The 15,563-nt window shown below is 49.5% G+C and carries 10 protein-coding genes; all 10 read right to left on the bottom strand.

All coding sequences use genetic code 11. The annotated features are described in order from the left end of the window. Positions 1-2 precede the first annotated feature (2 nt). The 10 genes from P3T48_RS07565 to P3T48_RS07520 all read right to left on the bottom strand — a co-directional run bounded on the left by P3T48_RS07565 (position 3) and on the right by P3T48_RS07520 (position 15,474). The gene (locus P3T48_RS07565) at positions 3-1,169 is read right to left on the bottom strand and encodes a glycoside hydrolase family 130 protein (protein ID WP_276506255.1); all 1,167 of its coding nucleotides are present in this window, start codon (positions 1,167-1,169) and stop codon (positions 3-5) included. Between the two features lie 13 nt (positions 1,170-1,182). Then, positions 1,183-2,493 (bottom strand): glycoside hydrolase family 140 protein, encoded by a 1,311-nt coding sequence (locus tag P3T48_RS07560; RefSeq protein ID WP_276506254.1) that lies wholly within the window; start codon positions 2,491-2,493, stop codon positions 1,183-1,185. A 79-nt stretch (positions 2,494-2,572) separates the two neighbouring features. Beyond that, a complete protein-coding gene (locus P3T48_RS07555) occupies positions 2,573-3,583 on the bottom strand; it encodes a glycoside hydrolase family 5 protein (RefSeq protein ID WP_276506253.1) in 1,011 nt (336 codons plus the stop codon). Between the two features lie 4 nt (positions 3,584-3,587). Next, positions 3,588-6,128 (bottom strand): glycoside hydrolase family 2 protein, encoded by a 2,541-nt coding sequence (locus P3T48_RS07550; RefSeq protein WP_276506252.1) that lies wholly within the window; start codon positions 6,126-6,128, stop codon positions 3,588-3,590. 190 nt (positions 6,129-6,318) lie between these two features. Continuing rightward, entirely contained in the window at positions 6,319-7,281 is a 963-nt protein-coding gene (locus P3T48_RS07545; protein ID WP_374685540.1) for a glycoside hydrolase family 5 protein, read from the bottom strand. A 2-nt stretch (positions 7,282-7,283) separates the two neighbouring features. Then, on the bottom strand, positions 7,284-8,396 hold the full coding sequence (locus P3T48_RS07540) for a glycoside hydrolase family 5 protein (protein ID WP_276506250.1): 1,113 nt from the start codon (positions 8,394-8,396) through the stop codon (positions 7,284-7,286). A gap of 6 nt (positions 8,397-8,402) precedes the next feature. Next, positions 8,403-9,599: a glycan-binding surface protein gene (locus P3T48_RS07535; protein WP_276506249.1), complete on the bottom strand. Its 1,197-nt coding sequence runs from the start codon at positions 9,597-9,599 to the stop codon at positions 8,403-8,405. Positions 9,600-9,640: 41 nt separating this feature from the next. Further along, positions 9,641-11,443 carry a RagB/SusD family nutrient uptake outer membrane protein gene (locus tag P3T48_RS07530; RefSeq protein ID WP_276506248.1) on the bottom strand — a complete coding sequence of 601 codons (1,803 nt, stop codon included), beginning with the start codon at positions 11,441-11,443 and terminating at the stop codon, positions 9,641-9,643. A gap of 33 nt (positions 11,444-11,476) precedes the next feature. Then, the gene (locus tag P3T48_RS07525) at positions 11,477-14,725 is read right to left on the bottom strand and encodes a SusC/RagA family TonB-linked outer membrane protein (RefSeq protein ID WP_443217178.1); all 3,249 of its coding nucleotides are present in this window, start codon (positions 14,723-14,725) and stop codon (positions 11,477-11,479) included. Continuing rightward, positions 14,722-15,474 carry an SGNH/GDSL hydrolase family protein gene (locus P3T48_RS07520; protein WP_276506247.1) on the bottom strand — a complete coding sequence of 251 codons (753 nt, stop codon included), beginning with the start codon at positions 15,472-15,474 and terminating at the stop codon, positions 14,722-14,724. The genes P3T48_RS07525 and P3T48_RS07520 overlap by 4 nt, the downstream gene beginning before the upstream one ends. Between the last annotated feature and the right edge of the window lie 89 nt (positions 15,475-15,563).

Genomic DNA, 15,563 nt, shown 5'->3' with positions numbered 1-15,563 from the left:
AATTATTGTTGTAATCTCTTGTTCTTGTCCACAAGCCTATATATAGCCTTAACAGACTCTATGGAGCGCAACCCGTCGGAAGGTGTGTTGAAACAATAGTCCAAAAGTCGCTCTACGGTTGACTCTGCCACATGAAGGCGTGTGTCGCTCGATGCGTAATAGATATATACCCTACCGTTGTCTTCTATCCAGCCGTTTGAGAAAAGGACGTTGCTGACATCACCGACACGCTCTTCGCCCAAGGGAGCCATGAAGTATCCAGCCGGCTCCGCTATCACCTTGGAAGGATTGTCAAGAGCCGTGACATAGAGATACAGCACATAGCGAAGCCCTGCCGCGCAGCCGCGCACACCATGAGCGAGATGCAGCCAGCCGCGCGAAGTCTTTATAGGATGGGGGCCCTCTCCGTTCTTCACTTCTTTTATAGTATGATACTTACGCACATTGATAATCCTTTCATCATGAATCTCAGCATGACAGATATCATCTATCGGCGCCCAACCTATTCCGCCTCCGTTGCCCGTATCTATGAAGCCGTCCTGCGGACGCGTGTAAAGCACATACTTGCCATTTACGAACTCCGGATGAAGAACGACGTTGCGCTGCTGCGTATCTGTCTTCACGTCATCAAGACGCTCCCATGTCTTAAGGTCCTTAGTCCTCGCTATTGCCGCTGCTGCAACCGCCGAAGAAAGGTCGCCCGGCTCTGCGGACGGATCTTTACGCTCGGCACAGAACAAGGCATAGATATATCCGTCTTCGTGCTTTGTCAGTCTGGCATCGTACATGTTCGTATCTATTTCCCCCGGTGTCTCAGGCATCATGACCGGATATTCCCAAAAGCGGAAGCCCTCCGTAGGACTGTCACTCTCTGCAATGGCGAAGAATGACTTGCGGTCGGCGCCTTCGACACGTGCCATAAGATAGTACTTCCCGTCCAGTTTTATTGCACCTGAGTTAAACACGGCATTTATTGAAATGCGTTCCTCACACAACGGGTTATCATTTTCGTTCATGTCATACCGCCAAATCAGCGGGGCATGCTCTGCCGTAAGCACAGGATGCTTATAACGGCAATAAATGCCATTTACACTGGTCTCGGCCTCATTATGACGGTTTACAAGATCCTCATAGTCACGTGCAAGTTCATTTATACTCTTTAATTTCATAATTGTATTAATATTATTTTTCTTTTTTCAATATCAAAAGCCAGTCGTCATTACCACCCTCCGGCAAACTCACATCAACCACATACCCTTCAGAAATACCTCCGGGCATGCGCTGTCCGGTACGGGGATTCATCCACTCTGCTGCATACAGGTGACCGAACGTATCAGGTACCGTCAGTCTCCAGCTGTTCCCTCCGGGAAAGTAGCACAGCATATAATCCCCTGTAATAAAGGCAACAGCCTCATCACAACCGTATTCATCCGCGGGAACGGCACAATGCGGAACATTATACCCGCCTCTGAAAGGTATTTCGTGCCAAAGCTTCACAAAATGTATAAGCTGACATTCAGCCTCCATATTCATCGCGTCGTACCAGTATGTACGCGCGTCACACTTGGGTTCGCGCCCCGGAGCATACATCTGCCACAGATTGTTGTTGCCGTAAGTGTATCCGCATGCACCGGTAAGCATGCTCTGATATAACGTATGCCTAACGTCGGCAGCCCCAAACCTGCCGTCTTCCTTTTTGAAGTTGCGCGGTATGTCTTCATACCGTGGTTCTCCGTCCATAACGGGCTTTACCGGTTTCAGGGCCATGTCATGCAACATCATACGGCGGTATATATCATACCCCTGCTGACAATGACCGGTCTGTATCATGTTAAAGTCAAGCCAGTCTTCATCGTGGAACCACATGGACGACGAGTGTTCTCCATGCGGATGATATGTCATAAGATGCACTTTGTCCTCAGACTTTATGCCCCTTGCCATTGCATTCCATACTGCCCTGTTCTTTCCGCCGCCTCCACGGTCGCCTCCTATTATCCATATAATATTAGGGCGTGAAGCCCACCTGCGCCCCAAAATTCTTCCGTATTCTTCCGCATTATGTTCATTAAATATCTCCGGTCCGTTGCCCCATTGCTTGTCTACCTTGTCACCCCATGTGGGTAATATTGCAAGATACAGTCCGATTTGCTCCGCGTATGCAAGGACGGAGTCGGCATGTGCCAGATAAAGGGGATTGGGGCTGCAGACATCTCCGTTTATTAACTGCGTGACACCTGCTGCCGTTGTATCCCTGATGCCTGCCAGCTCGGAGAGAAGAACGGTCTGTATAACGTTTATTCCCTTCCCCACCCTGTTGTCCATATAGGCACAGGCTTCTTCATACGTAAGTCTTGAGAGCATCTCCCATGCCGTATCACCCATATATAAAAAAGGTGTACCGTCGTCATGCTCAAGGTATCTTCCGCTGCCGTCTACCTTGAGATTACCGTGCGTAAACGGAATACCGGCATAGACGGCGGAAGAAACTAACATCATAGCTATGAGAAAATACTTGCTTGTCATAGTGAATAATTTATTGATGGAGTGTACTGACAGCTTATCGGTCCTCCTGTTATTTTGTCTCCTTATACTTCTCCATAATCTTAACCTGAGGCTTCTCCTTGCCGCCTCGGTATGTCGGGATTGTCATTACGGCATCCGTCCACCATGGTCCTGACGCCCAATAAAGCGCGGGGACACCGTTCTTCTGCAAATATGAAAGGAAGTTGTCCAATGTCTTCTCCCAACGTTCATCTCCTTCGGGTATGCCATATTCGCCTATTATACCGCGAAGATTGTTTTTATTAAGCCATTCCACAAAAGGGCGTACAAGGTCCACGCCGCGCTTGGGGGTTCCCTCTTCCTGTTCGTATGTAAACTTATAAGTGCCCGAGCCGTCAAAGTCGAAATAGCAATGTGCCTCAAATATGAGATTTTCAGCAGGGTCACGTAATGTCTTAAGGTTATCACTCATCTGTACCCAACGCCGTGCCGAGCTCCAATGATATCCGCCTACGACTATAGGAGTTTTTGTGTCCACGGTTCTGATAGAGTCTATCGCCACCTGTGCCATTTTGTGCCATGACACACTTGCGGGCAGGTCGTGAGGCTCGTTCATCAGTCCGTAGCCATAGATGTTGCCGAAGTCGCGGAACTCCTGTGCCATCATACGCCAGAACTGCCCATAGCTCTCATAAGACAATTCGGGCGTACCTACAATCTTCTCTGTGCCCTCATCTATACGGCGGCAATAGTTGTGCATGTCAAAAAGAACCTTCATCCCACGCTTTCCGGCAGCCTTTACAAAGTCTTTCACCTTAGCCAGATCGTCCTGGCACAAAGGTCCGTAAGGCTTATGCTGAAGACGTTCCCAGCGGAAAGGCAGACGTACGAGCATCAGTCCTTTCTGCTGCCAGTATACAAGATCCGCATCGGTGGGATATGTATAATGCCTGTTATATTCACCGGGGAATACCGAACCGAAATCACCACAGGCGAGGTTAACACCGAAAGGCTCGCCTGCAAGCATTCCGCCACTTAACGTTATCAATACTGATATCAAGCTTAACTTTATCTTATTCATAATTTCATTTATTTTTTGAGTTCCACCAACTGACCACGGCAGGACACGATATATTGGAGCCAACCGTTACCGTCTCTCCCGGATCAAGCCACAAATAATTATCAGACAATAGCAACTGTGACGACTGCCCAGGGACATCGACGGTAACACCCACGGCAGGAAATGCCGATATATTGGTTATTGTTATGTTTTTCCCGTCCTGTTCCGTACGGACATCCGCCGCCCGCGACTCAAGCATTCCGCCACGACGTGTATCGTAGTTGCAGAAATACCAGTTTCTTGCCACAAGCGTACCGTCGTCCTTAATGAGGTCTGTCTTCATGTACAACATCTCGCTCAACGTCTGCTCCTTCGTCAGAACGATATCTGCAATCTTATCAACTCTGCCCTTAGGCTTTACCGATATCGCCGTGTCAAGTACGCACTGCATCTTATGGTTCCATACCGACAGACGTGCCTTAACGGTCTTGCCGGTAACGATGTTATTGTCGTCAAGGAGATAATAAGGTATCTTCACCTCCTGCCCCGCCATGTTTGTCCTGTCAAGCAGCAAGACTGTCGTTGCCGGTTCAAAGGCACGGCGCGCAAAATAATGCAGCGGCTTGACCGCACCATAATAATCTACACTCGACCATGACAGTCCCGGATAGTTATCGTTCAGCTTATAATAAAGGGCACCGGTTGTATTAGGCCACATTGTCCGGGCACGCTCAAGAGTATGCCTTACGCCTACTACCTGCGACATCTGAGAACCTAACACGGCGTCTTCCAGAGTTTCCAATGATGTGAAATATCCGGCATACTGTCCCAGCCGGCTTATCTCTCCGTTAGTTCCGAATATAGGAGTATGATGGGTGAATGCCGATTCTTTATCCGGCTGCCATACATATTTCTCACCGTCAAGATATTTCCTTACCGTCTCCGCATGAGGCAGCGACGGCACACCAAACTCTCCCCAGAAGCGCGCAGTCATGTTAAGATTGTGATTAAGGTGCATCTCGTCCCACCAACAGTTGTAGTTATGGCGGCTGCCGCCCCATGCCTCCGCACGGTGAAACGGCCTGGAGCCGTCAAGTTCCACGCTAAGACGCCCCATCATGTCTATGGCCTTACCATAAGGCTTATCCGATTCATTGCCTCCTCCCCACATTACAAGCGAAGGATGATTTCTCAAACGTACGGTATTGAGGGCAACCGTTTCCTCCAGCATGCCGAACGGCTGTGTCTCATGACTGTTCCATGCCGTGGGCCACTCCTGCATGACCATAATACCCTTCTCGTCACAAAGCTCATAGAATATGTCCGTTTCCGGCATTCCTCCGCCCCATGCCCTTATCAGTTGGATATTCTGATGACGGGCAACGGACAAGAAACGGTCGTAACGTTCTTTTGAAAAATCAAGCAAGGCATCCATCATGCACCAGCCCGTCCCTTTTACGAACATGTCACGTCCGTTGATACAGAAAGTCCAGTTGTATAAGTCCTCACGCTCTCCTTCCGGCAACGGTTTCATCTCAACAGTCCTTACGCCGAAACGCCGTGCACATACCGACTGCACCTTTCCGTCAGCCACAAGTTGCACTTCAGCATCGTATAGGTTCTGGCTGCCGGTGCCGTTCGGCCACCACAGACACGGCTTTTTTATATTAAAGTCAAAAGCGGCATTCCCTTTGACTTTGTTTATCGTGGTTACAAAAGCCTGCGGCCTGCCTTCAAAGTTATAAGGCCTGACCAACAAACGTATTTCTCCTGTCGTCTCCTTCGGGAGCGTAAGTTGCATCCGCATGTCACCTTTCACGGAACGGGTGATGAAGAACGGATTTTCTATCCGCAAGTCCGGGCGGTCTACGAGGTGCACATCATTCCATATACCCATTGAGGGTATCTTTGAATAATGCCAGCCGTACACACAGTTTGACACGACTGTATGCTTCCATGCCTCATTTGCCGTTGCCGGCCAGCCGCCGTTATAAATCTTGGGTATCGGCAGGAGTTCCACCTTTATGACATTCTCGCCGCGCTTCAGATATTTATCCACCGCTATATCTGGACCACCGAACATGCCCTCGTGCTCAGCCACAGGCACACCGTTGACAAATACCCGGCATTTATTTGCCACACCTTTAAAAGACAATAACGGACTGGACATTGTACCGTCATAATAAAACGTCCGCGTAACATACCAGCGCTGATACGACCTCCGCTCCGCCGCTGTATCGTTCCGTCCAACGCACGGGTCAGGAATAATTCCCGCTTCTTTCAATGCCGTATGTATGCTGCCGGGAACACGGCACGGAACAGATATATCTGAATTTATGCCGTCTGCTCCCGACAAGGTCCAAATACCGCTCAAAGACTGTACCCTGTCTGAAGCGCATGACTTTATTTTCTTCACAGAAAAAGGATACATGCCTGCCGCCTTCATCTGAAGGGGAGACACGGCATCGTGCCACGCCCGGCGGTCAATATCGTCAAGCGAAGACTGGGCACATGCAAGGCATGCTACAAACATCTGGCATATTACTATGATAGAAAGTTTATTCATTATATCGTCTTTATTACTTGTTGTCAGAATTGCCTTTAGCTTTTATGGCAAATACTTACAGTCTGTTATATTCAAGGGGCTTTTGCTTACAGTTTTCTTCCGCCTCTGCCTGATTTGCAAAAGGCCATGTCTTGCAGGCCGGAATGCCACCTTTCAGACCGTAACTTGCCATGCTCCTCCTCAGAGGGGGTCATTTATTGTATTTTCGCAGGTTAGCCCTTACAATCCTGCCATAGGGTTTTATGACATCATCCGTCCAGCGGCCGTCTTTGCGGGCCCTTGGAATAAGCATCGAGCATGTCTCGTTCTTATCGGAAATGGACCAGTTTACCCAACTTATGCGGTGTGCCTCCATCCAGTCGGTCCAGCGCTGCCACTCATCCATGTCAAGCGGCCCGTCACCGGTACACTCCATTCCGGCCGATTCGTTTACAAAGACAGGAATGCCTTGCTTCCATGCCGCCTCGGCACGGTCGCGCAGTTCCTGACCGTGAGTGGCCGCATAGAAATGAAGACTGTACATTATGTTTGTCAGCCCTTTCAACGGGCGTTCCGCCACAAGATGCAGGTCCTGGTCCCAGTGCGGATTACCTACAAGAACGATATTGTCCTCGTCGTACTTGCGTATCTCCGCTATTACGGCATAAGCATAGTCGCTGACACTCTCCCATGTATCCTCCATCGGCTCGTTGTATATCTCATATATGACATTCGGATACTTGCCGTATTCCTTTGCCATCATGCCGAAAAACTTGACAGCCTCATCCTTTTCAGGATAATAGGTGTGCCAGTCTATTATGACATATATCCCGTTCTTTATGGCTGCCTTAATTACTTTGTTCATGCACGACAGTGCAAATTCCGGGTTTTCCTTGTAGTTGTCTTCAATGCATACACCCATTGCCGCACGCAGCACGGTACAGTGCCAGTCGTCGCGGAGCCACTTCACACACTTTGCATTGTAAAAACGGGGCCACAGATTATGCCACCCGAGACTTACGCCACGAAGCACCACGGGTTCTCCCCTGCTGTCACACAACTGGTTGCCTATGACCTGCAACTGTCCCCACCTCTTCACCGGAGTGACAGCAGAGGCAGCCACAGTAATCAGCAACATAATAATAATAATCTTTATTCTGCTCATAAGAAACATCATCATTCTGCCTTAAGATACTTTACGATAACAGACATCTGGGGCCTGTCCTGCCCGTTTATCGGCTGCACGGCAAGGGCATCGTCGCCCCAACGCGGACCGGCAGACCAGTATGTGCCGCCTATGCCGTTTTCAGAAAGATATTGCAGCGCCTTGTCAAGGGTGACAAGCCAGCGCGGGTCGTTGTCAGGAACGCCGTATTCGCCGACAAAGCCCTGCTTGCCATACTTCTTGCACCACTCAACAAACGGCTTCAGCCTCTCAACACCTATATCCTCTGTTGCCTGCTCGCCGTCATAATCCTTGACATATTTGCCACTGGCATCATTGTCAAAATAGACATGTGCCTGGAATATGAGCTTGTCTGAAGGGTCTGTAAGGTCTTTCAAATCCTGACTGAGATTTGTCCACTTGCTTGACGATGCAAACTCGTTCCCCTCAACAACAATGGGAGTCTGCCTGTCCACCTCGCGTATTGCGTCTATACATTCCTGGGCTATTTTGTCCCATGGTGAAGAGCTGAGCATATTGTGGGGCTCGTTCATTATGTCATAGCCCCATACATTTGTATATCCCATAAACTCCTGCGCCAAACGTTTCCACAAGTCACAGAAATGAGCAGTAGAGCATGTGCGAGAGCCTAATATGGCATAATTGTTGTCTGCCGAGCTATACCCGTTGCTGTACGTACAGTAACGCCCGAAGTTGTGCAGGTCAAGTATTACGTATACACCAAGCTCCTGCGCCGCACTGACAACAGCCTTCATCTTTGCAAGCTCCACCTGATCGAGTTCGCCGCCAAGCTGCTTCTGTATGCGTTCCCACCTGAACGGGAAACGTATAAGCTTAAATCCTTTATTGGCAAAGTACTCAATATCAGAACGTGTCGGATAGCCATAATGCGTGCCGTCTATGCCAGGATAGACAGCGGCAAACTCCGCACCTGACATGTTGACACCGAAATACGGCTCTGCCAGTTTTGCCACGGAGCCTCCGCCACCGGTGCCTCCTCCGCCTTCTCCACCATTGTCGTCATTATCACTGCTGCAAGCCGTCAGCCCAAAGCACACCAGTGCAAGAGCCATGATTATATTGATAAACTTAATATTCTTCATGTCTTATTATTTTTTTACAAAACGGAAGTTTGTCATTGCTACGTTATAGGTCTGCGCCGAGGTGGGCGAGAATATTATCATGAACGAGTAGCGTACGCTACTGTCTGTACCTGCGGGAACAAGCACATGCCCTTCGGGGTCTTCTTCGTCAAGGTCTATGCGTATTGTCTTCCACTGGTTTTTGGTATTCAGGGCTACACCGTCACCGCCGGGATACCACTGATAGTTGCCGAACATAATCCTGTAATTGGAATTCAACGGATATTTCTGGTCATTCCAAAACTCAAAGCGCATCTGATAATCCTGCGGATTGGCTGCCACATCGGCTGGCAAGTCTATATATCCAGCCCAGAATACCATCCAGCCCCAGGCATTAACATCGTCTTTAAAGCGTATGTATTTGCCGTCACGCCCTAAAGGTTGGGGATCGTCAGGTCCTGCCGTGAATTTGCTGTACAGGAAATCTTTAGGTGCCCACGAATACTTGCTTGCATGAGTGAATGCACCGTAACCGGGCCAATTGTTGAAGTCGAACAGTTCTGACACGCCCGGTTTTGCATAATCAAGTGTTACCGGCTCTGCCATCTTGGTGCCCTGCACAGTAACCGGATCGCCCATTTTTGCGTTGCCGGGTATCTGTATCATCAGCTCTGTCTCTGACGCGGCAAGCACATTAACATCCTTGTCGCCAACCTTAACGATTGCATCTTCTGCCGTTATGCCGTACAGGTCGTAGTCGTTGCCTTGGATATATGTGGTGTCGCCAGGTTGTGCATACTCACAATAAAGTCCTTGTATCTTCAGCTCAGGGATTGTCACTTTCAGCGGAGCTGATGTCTCGCCCAGGTCTGTCTGCACATACACACGGTCGGTAACCGTCCCGGGAAGCACCCTCGGCACTTTTGCAAGCACAGCGCCGTAACTTGAGTATACCTCGCTCAAATCCACATCCACATCATTAAACTTCAATGAGGTGACATTGCCGAGGTTAGTGCCCTCGATACGCACCACCTGAGTGAATGCTGCCGTTTCTATCGGTGTTCCCTCCGCATCGTTTGCCATGACAATCTTTGTAATGGCAGGAGCGCCTGCATTAGGTATATTTTCACCGGCAAGGACTTCATCAACTTGCGTTATGTCGTCACATGCCATAAACCCAAACAACATACAGACACATATAATAGAAAATGATACACGTTTCATATTTCTGTCGTATTTTTGTTTTACTTTATCGTTTCAATTAATTAGTTCCAACCAGGATTGTTGGCTGTTATACCTTTGTTTGTCAGAACTTCAAGAACAGGAATGGGGAACAGGAGATGCTTCTCAGAACGTTCCTTTACATTTCCCGCCTCGTCGGAACCGCCCAATGCGTTCATGGCAGGCAGGTATATACCCCAGCGTATGAGGTCCCAGCGGCGGTCTCCCTCAAGGGCAAGCTCCATGGCACGCTCTTCTATTATGGAAGAACGCAACGAAGCTTTAGGTGAAACCTTTGTGTTCACACCGTCAACCTTCACGGTTGTTCCTTCTTCAAACTGCTCTATGTCACGCGGTGTGGCATTGCTGCGTTCGCGTACTTGGTTCAGTGCGCTCACCGCTTCCTGCGTAGGACCGTTAAGTTCGTTTGCCGCCTCGGCAAGAATGAGAAGCACATCCGCATAGCGAAGGAAAGGATAATTGGCATCAGTACGGCTGAGAGAACGGTCGCTTATCTGCTGAAGATACTTTGTCTGGAAAGCAAAGAACTGCTCAGAGCCTGCACCGTCGCAACGCCAGCTCGACGTCACGTCCGTATTGTCGTAAGGTGCTTCACGGTTCTCTACCCTCTTCTGCCATATACCGAAGTTCGGGAAGTATGAGCCGCCGCCCCAGCTTGTATCGGACCCCTCGCGTATCCAGGCATGCAGGACACCCTCGTATATTCGATGGTCCATTTCTTCAAACAGCATGTACCAGTGCCAGCGCATACCAACCGTAAGGCTGTTTACCACATGACCTGCCGCATTCGTCATACCGCAGTAGTGATATGAGAACAGCGTACCGAACATATTGTCACCCGATATTGTCTGCAATGAGAAGAGATGCTCCGATGCCGTCTTTCCAGAATTGCTCCAAAGGTCTGAATAATCGGAAAGTTCTATTTTACCATAGTCACCTTTCTTCACCGCCTTTGCCAGGTCGTAGGCTTTCTGCCAGCAGTCTCTTGCGTCAAAGTTTTCATACCCCGCAACAACACTCTTGTGCATCAGCGTCTTCACCGGGTCCGTATATACCTTTGTCGCCGTTCCGTTTATATTCTGCACGACATAAGGTATGCCGGTCTTCACAACTATGTCTTCACCCTCGGCTGTTGCCCCGGCAGCCATCGTGGCATACACCTTTGCCTCCAGTCCGGCGGCAGAAGCCGCATTGACACGTCCGGGCGTATATGCTCCTTCCGTATTCTTATAAAGCATGGTGCGGGCATCGTCAAGAAGCGGAATTATCGTCTTCTCGTATACATCCTTTATAGGTATGCGCGGGAAGTTGTCGTATGTCCCTTCCTCATCCACACTTACAGAGTGTATGGGAATATCACCGTATGCCCTTGTCAGCATGAAATACGCCCACGCCTTGAGGAAATAAAGCTCTCCGAGACAATTGTCGCGGTGACGCTCTGTTGCCCCGTCAAGTGCCTTTACATTGGTAATTGCCTTGTTCGCCTTGTTTATGAGGGCGTACATGCCGTTCCACATGGCATCTGCCTGCGACGTGCCGCCCTGGAAGTTACCGCTTCCGAACTCTGAGAACTGCCACACTGCGCCCGATATATAGTCGCAGTCGTAGTCAAGCGGCCGCGGGAACGAACCGTACATGAACATGTCTGAGAACAACGAGTTATAGACACCGAGCGTCCACGAGTCGGCACCTTCATTACTGTTTGGTATGTCATCTGTCGTGACAAATGTATATGCCTTCTCTTCAAGCCAGTCCTCACACGATGTAAACATGGGAACCGACATAATCGCACAGGCAACGGCTGATAGAAATATTTTGCTTTTCATAATCATCTTTCTATTGATTGAACAGTGTGTATGTTATAAGGTAAGCTTGACTCCGAAAGAGAAACTCCTGTTATTTGGATATGAGTTTATATCCACACCACGGCGCGAAGCATCCGTTCCGAAAGCGTTCACATCCGGGTCAAACCAGCTGTATCCCGTTATCGTAAAGAGGTTCGAAGCCGTGAAATATGCTCTCAGCCCCACCGTTCTTGCTATGCGTCCGAAATCATATTCAAGACTTACGGTCTTAAGGCGGAAGTATGAGCCGTCCTCAACATAGCGGTTTGAAAGGAGCATGTTGCGGGTCATTGCCGTTGTCACGCGCGGCCACTTTGCAATAGACGCATTTTCGGGAGTCCAACGTGTGTTGTATGCATCTTGTGTGATATTGCCGATACTTGACATTCCTATCATCATCAGGTTACCGTTATAGACATCATTGCCCTGTGTTCCCTGGAAGAACATGCTCAGACTAAGCTTCTTCCAGCGTCCGCTGACATTAAATCCGTAGGTATAGTCTGGATTGGTATCGCCGATGACAACACGGTCGCGGTCTGCCGTAAGCTGTCCGTCGCCGTCAACATCAACATATTTTATCTCACCAACCATGCGCTGTGCCTCAGCATCGGACACCGTGCGGTACATCGGGTCGGCACGCACCTCGGCAATGTTGTCATAGAAGCCGTCCTCTACATATCCGTATATCGCACCTATAGGCATGTCGTTACGCTGTATGAACACCTGGCTTGCACCATACCAGAGCTGTGAGGCATACTGGTCGGCAGGGAGGTTGAACAGTCTGTTGCGGTTCCATGATATGTTTGCATCCACTTCCAAGCCCCAGTCGCGGGTGTCAGCCACCACGAAGTTACCCGACAGCTCAAAACCGGTATTACGCACGCTTCCGCTGTTTGTCCACATTGTCCTGTATCCTGTATTGGTAGGGATTGAAATGGTCTGGAGCAGGTCGTTGGTTTCCTTCAGATACCAGTTCATGCTGAAGCTAAGACGGTTGCGCATGAAGCCCATGTCAAGACCCACGTTAAACTGGTCTGTTGTCTCCCAGCGCAGCTTGGTGTTTCGCGGACCGCTGCCGGTGTCATACGTGTAACCGCCGTTCAAAGAGCCTCCCAACGGATAGTTTGCCACACGCACCCTGTCCATTGTCATATAGTCTGACAGAGCCTGGTTGCCGGTCTGTCCGTAGCTGACACGGAGCTTAAGATTTGAAAAGATGTTAAGGTCTTTGATGAACTTCTCTTCCGATATGTTCCACGCCAACGCTCCTGACGCGAAGTTTGCGAACTTGTTTCCTTCGGCAAACTTGCTCGAACCGTCACGGCGATACGACAGCGTCGCGATATAACGGTCCATGAGAGTATAGTTCACACGTCCGAGCAACGACACCATGGTTGAGCGTCCACGGTCGCTCGTCGGCGTGTCGATTGTCATTGCCGCGCTCATGTCGTAGTCCTGCGTAAGGTCTGTAGGGAAGTTGCTTGCCGTGATAGACTTGCCGCCCCAGTTGCTGCGCTCGTATGTAAACGCAGCAACGGCATTAAGGCGGTGGTGCTTTCCGAAAGTCTTGTCAAACGTAAGCATCGACTCTAACGTGATGTGGGTGTTCCAGTTGTCGGCCTTGCCCGCACGTCCCTTGGCAGTCTTGCCTTCACCTGTCTCTCTATTATAATAGGTGTCGCGCTCACGGTTGATGTTGCTTATACCGAGATTTTGGCGGAACGAGAGGAATGGCGCGATACGTGCCTCAAGATATGATGATGCAAAAACGTTCGTCGTAACCATCTCATCCTTTGCCGTATTGACGTATGTACGCGGGTTGGCAGACAGCCACGCGTATGTGTCCGCATCAGACTTGTCACCTACATATATTGTCGGCAGGTAGATAAGTGCCGAGCGGATTATACTGTAATCGTATGAATTAGTTTTTGAGAACTTGTTTTCTGAGTGGGTGAAGTTGATGTTCAAGCCTGCCTTCAACCACTTAAGCGGATTTGAGTTTACATTAGTGCGGAATGTATAACGCTCATAACCAGAGTTCTTGATTACACCTTCCTGATTTGTATAGTTTCCTGATATAGCATAGTTGCTCTTGTCGCTTCCGCCCGAAATGCTCAGGTTATAGGTCTGGTCCGAGCCTGTCTGCGTAACTTCGTCGAGCCAGTTTGTTCCTTCAACCCACTCTGTATTGCCATAGCCGTCGGTATGCCATCCGGGCGTAAGGAAGTCTTCGGGAAGTGGATGGTAGCTTCCTGATTCGGGTATAAGGTTGTTGTCAGAATCGTAACGATAGCTCCACTTGCCCGAATAAGACGGGTTTCCGGCAACAAGACCGTCGTAAATGCTGCCGTTGACAATTCCTTCGTTTACATAGTTTGCATAAGTGTATGCATCAAGCATCTTCACTTTCTTGGATATTTTCATGATACCCCAGTTGGCAGAGAACTCTATTCGCTGCGCGCCGGCCTTACCCTGCTTGGTGGTGACGAGGACAACGCCGTTAGCACCGCGCGAACCGTATATCGCCGTGGCCGATGCGTCTTTAAGAACTTCGATGTTCTCGATGTCATTGGGATTAATCATAGACAACGGGTTGTCAACGGTGTTGTTGCCCGAGTTTGCGTCACTCTTCGGAGTGCCGCTCGCCTCAAACGGTATGCCGTCAATTACATACAGCGGCTGCGTGCTCGTACTTGTAGAGTTCGCACCACGTATCGTTATACTTATTCCGGCACCGGGAGCACCGTCGTTGCGGTTAACCTGCACACCGGCAATCTTACCCTGCAGTCCGCTGCCGAAGTCGGTCGGCGTTCCGCGCATCAGCTCTTCCGAGCTTATGGAAGCCATGGCACCGGTAAGGTCGCTCTTGCGCATCTTTCCGTAACCGACAACAACAAGCTCGTCAATCATATAGACATCATCTCTCATTTCGACATCAATAACCGTGCGTCCCTTCACGCCTACCTTCATCGTCTCGTATCCGATGGCCGAAAACGACACTTGCGAAGAACGGCTTTTAAGGGTAATGCTGTAGTTTCCGTCGATATCCGTGACAGTGCCGTTGCCTTTGCTGCCAACTTCAACGACAGTTGCACCGATAACAGGATCGCCGTTTTTGTCAATAACCCGCCCTTTGACATTGACACTTTGGGCGAAGCTTGTAACAACGCTCAGCATCATGACCAAAAGCACGAGAAGGATTCTCTTCTTGCCTCCTGGCAGATTCAACCTGCACGAAGGCAATAATTCTGGTTTCTTGTTCATAGGTTCTTCGTTTTATATAATATAATTAACTTGTCTATCACGCGTCTTGCAAAAATATAATGCGCCGCATCGTTGAGATGAACGCCGTCGCCCGAGTCGTATGCCGGAGATATGAACCCCAGTCCGTCGGGGGTGGCTATGTTGGTATAGAAGTCTATGGCATGGCTTCCATAGCGGTATTTTATCTTCCTTGACAATTCGCCGAACCAATTACGGTAATGCTGCTTTGAGGCATCGGGAGCATTACAGGCAGTATATGGAGGCCGGTATTGTTCGCCAAAGTTATGCGGCTGCGATGTTGTTATAAAGACTTCCACACCGGCTTTGCGCGCCTTGTCTGTAATTATCTTGAAATGCTTCATCTGCGTCTTTACGCTAATGCCGTGCGAAGTATCATTGGTGGGCATGTTTATAATAAGTATGTCCGGATGCAGCGACAAAGCCTTGTCTATGTTCCTGAGCGTGTCTACGCAGAGCAGGTGCTCGCGCGCCTGATAACACGGCGTGCCCGAGGGCATTATCCGGCATGTGGTGTATCCGCCTTTTGCAAGATTTATCAATGTGCTGCCGGGATGATTGTCCGCAAGCCATGCCGACACCCGCGAGGCCCAGGCCTTGTCGGGTGAGCTGACACCGGCACCAGCAGCTGTGGAAGAGCCAAGTACCACAATGCGCTGGGCTTTAAGTTCAGGCACTGCAATGATTGCCAGAAACAGCATTGCGGCTATATATGATTTAAGTGTCATCATTGTTGCCATGTTTTTTTAAATGCAAAGATAAGCATTAGAATTCATTTGTTTTTACACTTTTTTATCCGATAATGATACTTTTCTGCCTA

Origin of the sequence: Segatella intestinalis (assembly GCF_029348455.1) — a bacterium.
Classification (GTDB): domain Bacteria; phylum Bacteroidota; class Bacteroidia; order Bacteroidales; family Bacteroidaceae; genus Prevotella.
Note: the sequence above shows the minus strand (reverse complement) of the source record. Positions and strands in the feature narration are given on the sequence as shown.